3 protein-coding genes are annotated in these 7,827 nt (G+C 71.8%); 1 reads left to right on the top strand and 2 read right to left on the bottom strand.

Annotated features, from left to right (window positions below):
- Positions 1 to 3: 3 nt before the first annotated feature.
- Positions 4 to 1,953 carry a penicillin-binding transpeptidase domain-containing protein gene (locus DLJ47_RS02715; RefSeq protein ID WP_109898528.1) on the bottom strand — a complete coding sequence of 650 codons (1,950 nt, stop codon included), beginning with the start codon at positions 1,951 to 1,953 and terminating at the stop codon, positions 4 to 6.
- A gap of 289 nt (positions 1,954 to 2,242) precedes the next feature.
- Between DLJ47_RS02715 and DLJ47_RS02710 the strand changes: the two genes are divergently transcribed.
- On the top strand, positions 2,243 to 7,300 hold the full coding sequence (locus DLJ47_RS02710; RefSeq protein ID WP_109898527.1) for an NAD-glutamate dehydrogenase: 5,058 nt from the start codon (positions 2,243 to 2,245) through the stop codon (positions 7,298 to 7,300).
- 66 nt (positions 7,301 to 7,366) lie between these two features.
- On the opposite strand, the gene DLJ47_RS02705 is transcribed toward DLJ47_RS02710, so the two are convergent.
- Positions 7,367 to 7,827: class F sortase (locus DLJ47_RS02705; RefSeq protein ID WP_109898526.1), on the bottom strand; the 461-nt coding region annotated here is incomplete at its 5' end.

Below are 7,827 nucleotides of genomic sequence, written 5' to 3'. Positions count from 1 at the left end.
GGGTTAGTGGGGGAGGGCGCGGAGGAAGCGTTCGGCGATCGGGACGGCCGTGGCGGTGCTGGCGCCGCCCTGCTCGACGAAGACCGCGAACGCGACGTCGCCCTGCCAGCCGACGAACCAGGCGTGGGTGTGCGCCGGGTTGTTGTCGTACTCGGCGGTGCCGGTCTTGCCGTGCACCGGGTCACCCGGCACGTCCTTGAGGGCGGTGCCGGTGCCGGCGGTGACGACCTCCCGCATCATCGTCTTCACCGCCTCGACCGACTCGGCCTTGAGTGGCTGGCCGGGTGCGGCCGGCTGCGCCGGGGCTGGATCCAGCACCAGCTTCGGCTGCTCGAAACGACCCCGGGCGACCGCGGCGGTGGCCGACGCCATGGCCAGCGGGCTGACCAGGGTGGTGCCCTGGCCGATCGCGGCGGCGGCTTGCTCGGTCGCGCCGCCGTTGGCGGAGACCTTGCCGGTGAAGGTGTCCAGGCCGACGTCCCACTGCGCCTCCAGGCCCAGCGACCGACCGGTCACCGCGAGCCCGTCCGCGCCCAGCTTCGGGGCCAGCGCGGTGAACGCGGTGTTGCAGGACTTCGCGAAGTCGGTGCGGAACGGCACCGAGCCGAGCACGAAGTTGTCGGAGTTCTTGAACGCGCGGCCGTCGACGGTGAACGTCTTCGGGCAGTCGACCCGCCCGTCCAGGGTGACCGCGCCCCGGTCCAGCAGCCCGAGCGCGCTGACCATCTTGAACGTCGACCCCGGCGGGACCTGGGCGGTGAAGGCGAGGTTCTCCCCGGCCGCGCCCGGCCCGTTCGCCGCGGCGAGCACCGCGCCGTCGCTGATCCGCAGCGCCACCAGCGCGGAGCGCCGCCGCTCACCGCGCAGCGCCGCGTCGGCCGCGTTCTGGGTCGCCACGTCCAGGGTGGTCTTCAACGGCGCCCCGGGCTGCGGGTCGCGGCGGAACACCTCGGTGCCGGTCGGCACCAGGGTGCCGTCCGGCCCGGGCCGCTCGATGATCACGCTCAGCCCCGGCGTGCCACGCAGCCGCTCGTCGTAGCGCCCCTGCAGACCGCCGTGGCCGACCAGATCGCCGGCGACGTACCGGTCGGGGTGCCCGGTCAGGTCGTCGGCCTGCGCCGGGTCGACCGAGCCGAGCACCGCCCGGGCGAACTCGCGGGTCGGGGCGAGGTCCAGCTTGTCGGCGCGGAACTTGGTGCCCGGCAGGTCGTAGATCCGTGGCTTGATCTGCCGGTACGCCTCCTCCCGTAGGGTCACCACCTCGACGAACGCGCCCGGGTCGGCGTCGGCGAGCCGCTTGGGCAGGCCGGAGAGGTCGACCGGCGGGGTGATCGCCGGCCGGATCGCCCGGAACGCGGCGTCCAGCTTCCGGACCAGACCCGGCACGTCGGTCGCCTCGCTCGGCTGCACCCCCACCCGGACCACCGGTCGCGGCGCCACGATCGGCTGGCCGGCGTCGTCGAGCACCGCTGCCCGCGGGCCGGTCTGCCGGCGCAGCCCGAGCCGGTCGCCCCGGGTGAGCTGCTCCTGCACCACCTTCGGCTCCCAGATCACCTGCCACTGGTCGTCGCCGCCGCGGGTCATCCGGACCGTCCGGTCGTACGCCCAGCGGATGTCGCCCGGCAGGGTCCACTCGACCTTGACGGTCGCGGTGGCGGTGTCCGCGGTGATCTTGGGTTCGCCGCGGCGGGTCAGCGCCGGCGGGGTGGCGGCCAGCTCGCCGGAGAGCTCCTTGATCTCGCGCGCGACGTCGGCCGCCGGCACCTTGGCGCCGGTCGGGTCGACGAACCCGACCGCCTGCAGGTCGCCGGAGCGCCAGCCGGCCAGGAACGCGTCCACGCTGCGTTCCGGCCCGTCACTGTCCGAGCAGGCGGTGAGCCCGCCGGCCGCGAGCAGGATCGCGGCCAGCGCGGCGAGTGACCGGCCGTGACGACGGGGGTACGACGGACGCATGGCGCAGCTCCTTGGATCTTCCACTGCCTGCACGTTAGTACGCGTCCGCTGTCCGCATCGTCCCCGGTTGGGGGCGGACGGGCGGGAAGACGGACCCGTGACGGTGTGATGAACATCGCGCGGCGGGGTACTCCTGGGGCCGGCCAACCTCGTACCCGCAACGGGTGAAAGGACAGTGTCCGGATCCGGACGTCCGGCCGGAGGTCCGCCGCGGAAGCACCAAAGCGGGAGGGCCTAGGCTGGGCGGGAGAGTGACCCACAACGCGGTGGGTCGAGGGGAGTGGCACCGATGGACCGGCGTCCGGCGATCAAACCGGGACCCGACCTCCGGCAGGATGACACCAGCCGGGACGACAGCTTCGATTCGGCGACCGACGGGGACGGTTTCGGCCGACTCGACACAGGAGTGACCGGGATGACCGGTTCGAGCATCGACACCATCTACGACCTGGGCCTGCCGCCGGATTCGCTGGCCGGGGACGCGGAGCACACCGAGCTCGACGAACCGGTACCGAACGCGGAGCGCCTGGTGGCTCAGGCGGTCGCGCTCGCCGGGGACGACCACGACGCGGCGACCCTGGTCAGCCGCTTCTGGCGGTTCGCCCCGGACGAGGAGCTGATCGGCTTCACCGCCGAGGAGATGCTCGCCGCGGCCCAGGCCCACCGTGACCTGGCCCGGCAGCGCGTCCCGGGTGAGCTGAAGCTGCGGATCCACGAGCCCGACGCCGACCAGCACCACACCGTGATCGAGATCGTCACCGACGACATGCCGTTCCTGGTCGACTCGGTGACCGCCCTGCTCAACTCGCACCACCTCGACGTGCACCTGCTGGTCCACCCGCTGGTGGTGGTGCGGCGGGAGCCGCTCGGCCGGCTCACCGAGGTCTGCGCGGACGTCGAGCCGGACGACGCGATCGCCGGCGATCTGGTCGAGAGCTGGATGCACATCGAGATCGACCCGGTCCGCGACGCCGCCGAGCGGGACACGCTGCGCCGGGAGCTGCAGCGGGTGCTCACCGACGTGCGGGAGGCCGTCGAGGACTGGCCGAAGATGCGCCAGCGGGCGCTGTCCCTCGCCGACGAGCTGGCCGCCGCCCGGACCAGCGACAACCGACCGCCGGTGCCGGAGAAGGACATCACCGACTCGGTCGAGCTGCTGCGCTGGCTGGCGCACGACCACTTCACCTTCCTCGGCTACCGGGAGTACCGGCTGACCGAGGCCGCGGACGGCGGCCAGGCGCTGGAGGCGGTGCTCGGCACCGGGCTGGGCATCCTGCGCCAGGACTCGCCCGAGGCCCGGTCGCTGTCGTCGATGACGCCCGAGGCGCACGAGCGGGTCACCGAGAAGCGCCTGCTGATCATCACCAAGGCGAACTCCCGGGCGACCGTGCACCGCTCGGCCTACCTCGACTACATCGGCTTCAAGGTGTTCGACGAGGCCGGCGAGGTGGTCGGCGAGCGGCGCTTCCTGGGCCTGTTCTCCACCGCCGCGTACCGCACCAGCGTGCGGGAGCTGCCGGTGGTCCGGCGCAAGGTCGCCGAGGTGCTCGACCGCTCGGGCCTGAGTCAGCGCAGCCACTCCGGCAAGGACCTGCTCCAGATCCTGGAGACCTACCCGCGCGACGAGCTGTTCCAGATCAAGACCGACGACCTCTACCACGCGGTGATCGGCGTGCTGCGCATGGCCGGCCGCCGGCAGCTGCGGGTCTTCCTCCGCCGGGACGCGTACGGGCGGTTCATCTCCTGCCTGATCTACCTGCCCCGGGACCGCTTCACCACGCAGAACCGGCTGCGCATGCAGGACATCCTGTTGCGCGAGCTGAACGGGGTGGGCGTCGACTACACCACCCGGGTGACCGAGTCGATGCTGGCCCGGGTGCACTTCATCGTCCGGACCGACCCGAACCGGCCGCCCAGCGACATCGACGCCGACCTGCTCGCCGAGGAGCTGGCCGACGCCACCCGGCTCTGGGACGACGACTACCGGCTGGTGCTGGAGCGCAAGCTCGGCGACGAGCAGGCCAAGCACCTGTTCAGCCGGTACGCCGACGCGTTCCCGGAGGGTTACAAGGACGGGCACACGCCGTACGAGGCGATGAAGGACCTGGCCAAGCTGGAGCTGCTGGAGGAGCCCGGCCAGCTGGAGATGCACCTGTTCCGCAAGCAGCTGGCGCCCCGCCCCGGGGGCCGCACGGCGGAGGCCGAGCAGGCCGAGCCGATGGACGTGCGGTTCAAGGTCTACCGCTACGGCGAGCCGATGATGCTCTCCGCCGTGCTGCCGGTGCTGCACTCGCTCGGCGTGCGGGTGGTCGACGAGCACCCGTACGAGGTGGAGCGGGTCGACGGCCGGATCTGGCTGTACGACTTCGGGCTCCAACTGCCGGAGGGGCACCAGGAGCTGGCTGAGGTGCGCCCGCACGTGGAGAACGCCTTCGCGGCGGCGTGGCGGGGCGAGGCCGAGGTCGACGGCTTCAACGAGCTGGTGCTGCGCGCCGGCCTCACCTGGCGCCAGGTGGTGGTGCTGCGGGCGTACGCGAAGTACCTGCGCCAGGCCGGCACGGTCTTCTCCCAGGACTACATGGAGTCGACCTTCATCGCCTACCCGCGGATCGCGCAGCTGCTGGTCGAGCTCTTCGAGGTCCGGTTCGTGCCGGGCGCGATGGACGCCGGGCAGCGGCAGCAGCGCAGCGGTGAGCTGGTCGCCGAGATCCGGGCCGCGCTGGACGACGTGGCCAGCCTCGACCAGGACCGCATCCTGCGCTCGTACCTGACGCTGATCCAGGCCACCCTGCGTACCAGCTTCTACCAGAAGCGCTCCGACGGGCGGCCGAAGGCGTACGTGGCGTTCAAGCTGGACCCGCAGGCGATCCCGGACCTGCCGGCACCCCGGCCGAAGTTCGAGATTTTCGTCTACTCGCCCCGCTTCGAGGGCGTGCACCTGCGGTTCGGGCCGGTGGCCCGGGGCGGGTTGCGCTGGTCGGACCGGCGGGAGGACTTCCGCACCGAGGTGCTCGGCCTGGTCAAGGCGCAGATGGTGAAGAACGCCGTGATCGTGCCGGTGGGCGCCAAGGGCGGCTTCGTGCTCAAGCAGAAGCCGGGCGACCGGGACGAGGCGGTGGCCTGCTACAAGGAGTTCGTCTCGGCGCTGCTGGACGTCACCGACAACATCCTCAGTGGGGAGATCGTGCCGCCGGAGGACGTGGTCCGGCACGACGGCGACGACCCGTACATGGTGGTGGCGGCGGACAAGGGCACCGCCACCTTCTCCGACATCGCCAACGAGATCTCCGCGGCGCACAACTTCTGGCTCGGCGACGCGTTCGCCTCCGGCGGCTCCGCGGGCTACGACCACAAGAAGATGGGCATCACCGCCCGGGGCGCCTGGGAGTCGGTCAAGCGGCACTTCCGCGAGCTGGGCCACGACACCCAGACCCAGGACTTCACGGTGGTCGGCGTCGGCGACATGTCCGGCGACGTGTTCGGCAACGGGATGCTGCTCTCCGAGCACATCCGGCTGGTGGCCGCCTTCGACCACCGGCACATCTTCCTCGACCCGGACCCGGACGCCGCCACCTCGTACGCCGAGCGGAAGCGGCTGTTCGAGCTGCCCCGGTCGTCGTGGGAGGACTACAACGCGGAGCTGATCTCGGCCGGTGGTGGCGTCTACCCGCGTACCGCCAAGTCGGTGCCGATCTCGCCACAGGTGCGCGAGCGGCTCGGCCTGGACGACGACGTGGCGCAGCTGTCTCCGCAGGAACTGATGAAGGCGATCCTCACCGCGCCGGTCGACCTGTTCTGGAACGGTGGCATCGGCACCTACGTGAAGGCGTCCAGCCAGACCAACGCGGAGGTGGGCGACAAGTCCAACGACGCGATCCGGGTGGACGGCAAGAACCTGCGCTGCCGGGTGGCCGGCGAGGGCGGCAACCTGGGCTGGACCCAGCTCGGCCGGATCGAGTACGCCCTGACCGGCGGTCGGATCTACACCGACTTCATCGACAACGCGGCCGGGGTGGACTGCTCCGACCACGAGGTGAACATCAAGATCCTGCTGAACACGGCGGTCGCCGACGGCGAGCTGACCGTCCCGGAGCGGGACGAGCTGCTCGCCGAGATGACCGACGAGGTCGCCGAGCTGGTGCTGCGGGACAACTACGACCAGGCCCGGGCGCTGAACAACGCCCAGGCGCAGGCCGCCTCGCTGCTCCCGGTGCACCGCCGGATGATCACCGAGCTGGAGCGCTCCGGCGCGCTGGACCGGGCCCTGGAGGCGTTGCCGCCGGACGAGGAGCTGGCGGTGCGCAGCGAGTCCGGGCTCACCGCGCCGGAGTTCGCGGTGCTGCTCGCGTACGTCAAGATCGTTCTGGAGAAGGAGATCCTGAACGAGGGGCTGGCGGACGAGGACTGGACCACCGAGGTCCTGGTCAACTACTTCCCGACCCCGATGCGGGAGCGGTTCGCCGACCGGATGGGCCGGCACCGGCTGCGCCGGGACATCGTCACCACGGTGCTGGTCAACGAGGCGATCAACCGGGGCGGCATCTCGTTCGTCTTCCGGGTGGTCGAGGAGACCGCGGCCAGCGCGGCGGACGTGATCCGGGCGTACGTCGTGGTCCGCGAGGTGTTCGGCCTGGGCGAGCTCTGGGACGCGGTGGAGGCGCTGGACAACAAGGTCGCCCCGGAGCTGCAGACCAGCGTCTACCTGGACACCCGGCGGCTGCTCGACCGGGCGGTGCGGTGGCTGGTGACCAACCGCCGCTCGCCGATCGACGTGCCGGCGGAGATCGCCCGGCTGCGGGACGGGGTGGCCCGGCTGCTGCCGGGGCTGGAGAACCTTTTCTACGGCAGCGAGCGGGAGGCCATCGCGGCGCACATCGACTCGATGACCGAGCGGGGGCTGCCGCGCGACCTGGCCGAGCAGGCGACCCGGCTGATGTACAGCTTCGGCCTGCTGGACGTGGTGGAGACGGCGGCGAGCAGCGGACGCGACGTGGGCGAGGTCGCCTCGGTCTACTTCGTGCTCTCCGACCGGTTCCGGGTTGATTCGCTGCTGTCGAAGATCTCCCTGCTGCCGCGGGAGGACCGCTGGCAGACGCTGGCCCGGATGGCGCTGCGCTACGACCTGTACGCCGCGCTGGCCGCGCTGACCGCGGAGGTGCTCGACTCCACGCCGGACACGCTGCCCCCGCACGAGCGGGTGTCGCAGTGGGAGCAGTCCAACGCCACCTCGATCCACCGGGCCGAGCGGGCGATGGGCGAGTTCGACGAGTCCCGGGCGGACCTGGCGGCCCTGTCGGTGCTGCTCCGCCAGATCCGCACCCTGGTGCGGACCTCCGCCGCCGCCTGAGCGGTCCACACAGCGGTCCGGCCGGTCGGTTTCACCGACCGGCCGGACCGTTCCGGCTCTGGTGGATCATTCCGCCAGGGTGGCGAGGACGATCACGTTGTCGGGGTAGCTGCCGGCGGCCTCGTCGAAGACCCCGCCGCAGGTCACCACCCGCAGGCCCGGCTTGTCGCTGGGGCCGTACACCAGTTCGGTGGGGAACGCGTCCTTCGGGTGCCGCTGGACCGACTCGACCGTGAAGGTCGCCGGCTGGCCGTCCTCGCGGGCCACGGTGATGGCGTCACCGGGTTGCAGCGCGCCGAGCGAGAAGAAGACCGCCGGCCCGATCTTGGCCGAGTCGACGTGCCCGACGATCACCGCGTTGCCGACCTCGCCCGGGCTCGGCCCCGGCTGGTACCAGCCGGCCAGCTCGGCCCGCTCCAGCGGTGGGACCTGGACGGTGCCGTCGGGGTTGGTGCCCAGCGAGATGATGCTGGCGTCGACCCCGATCCGGGGGATGGTGATCGTGGTGGGGGTGGAGCGGGGCAGTC

The sequence above is a fragment of the Micromonospora sp. S4605 genome (assembly GCF_003176715.1).
GTDB classification, from domain to species: Bacteria; Actinomycetota; Actinomycetes; order Mycobacteriales; family Micromonosporaceae; genus Micromonospora; species Micromonospora echinaurantiaca.
This window is presented reverse-complemented; position numbering and strand designations above follow the sequence as displayed.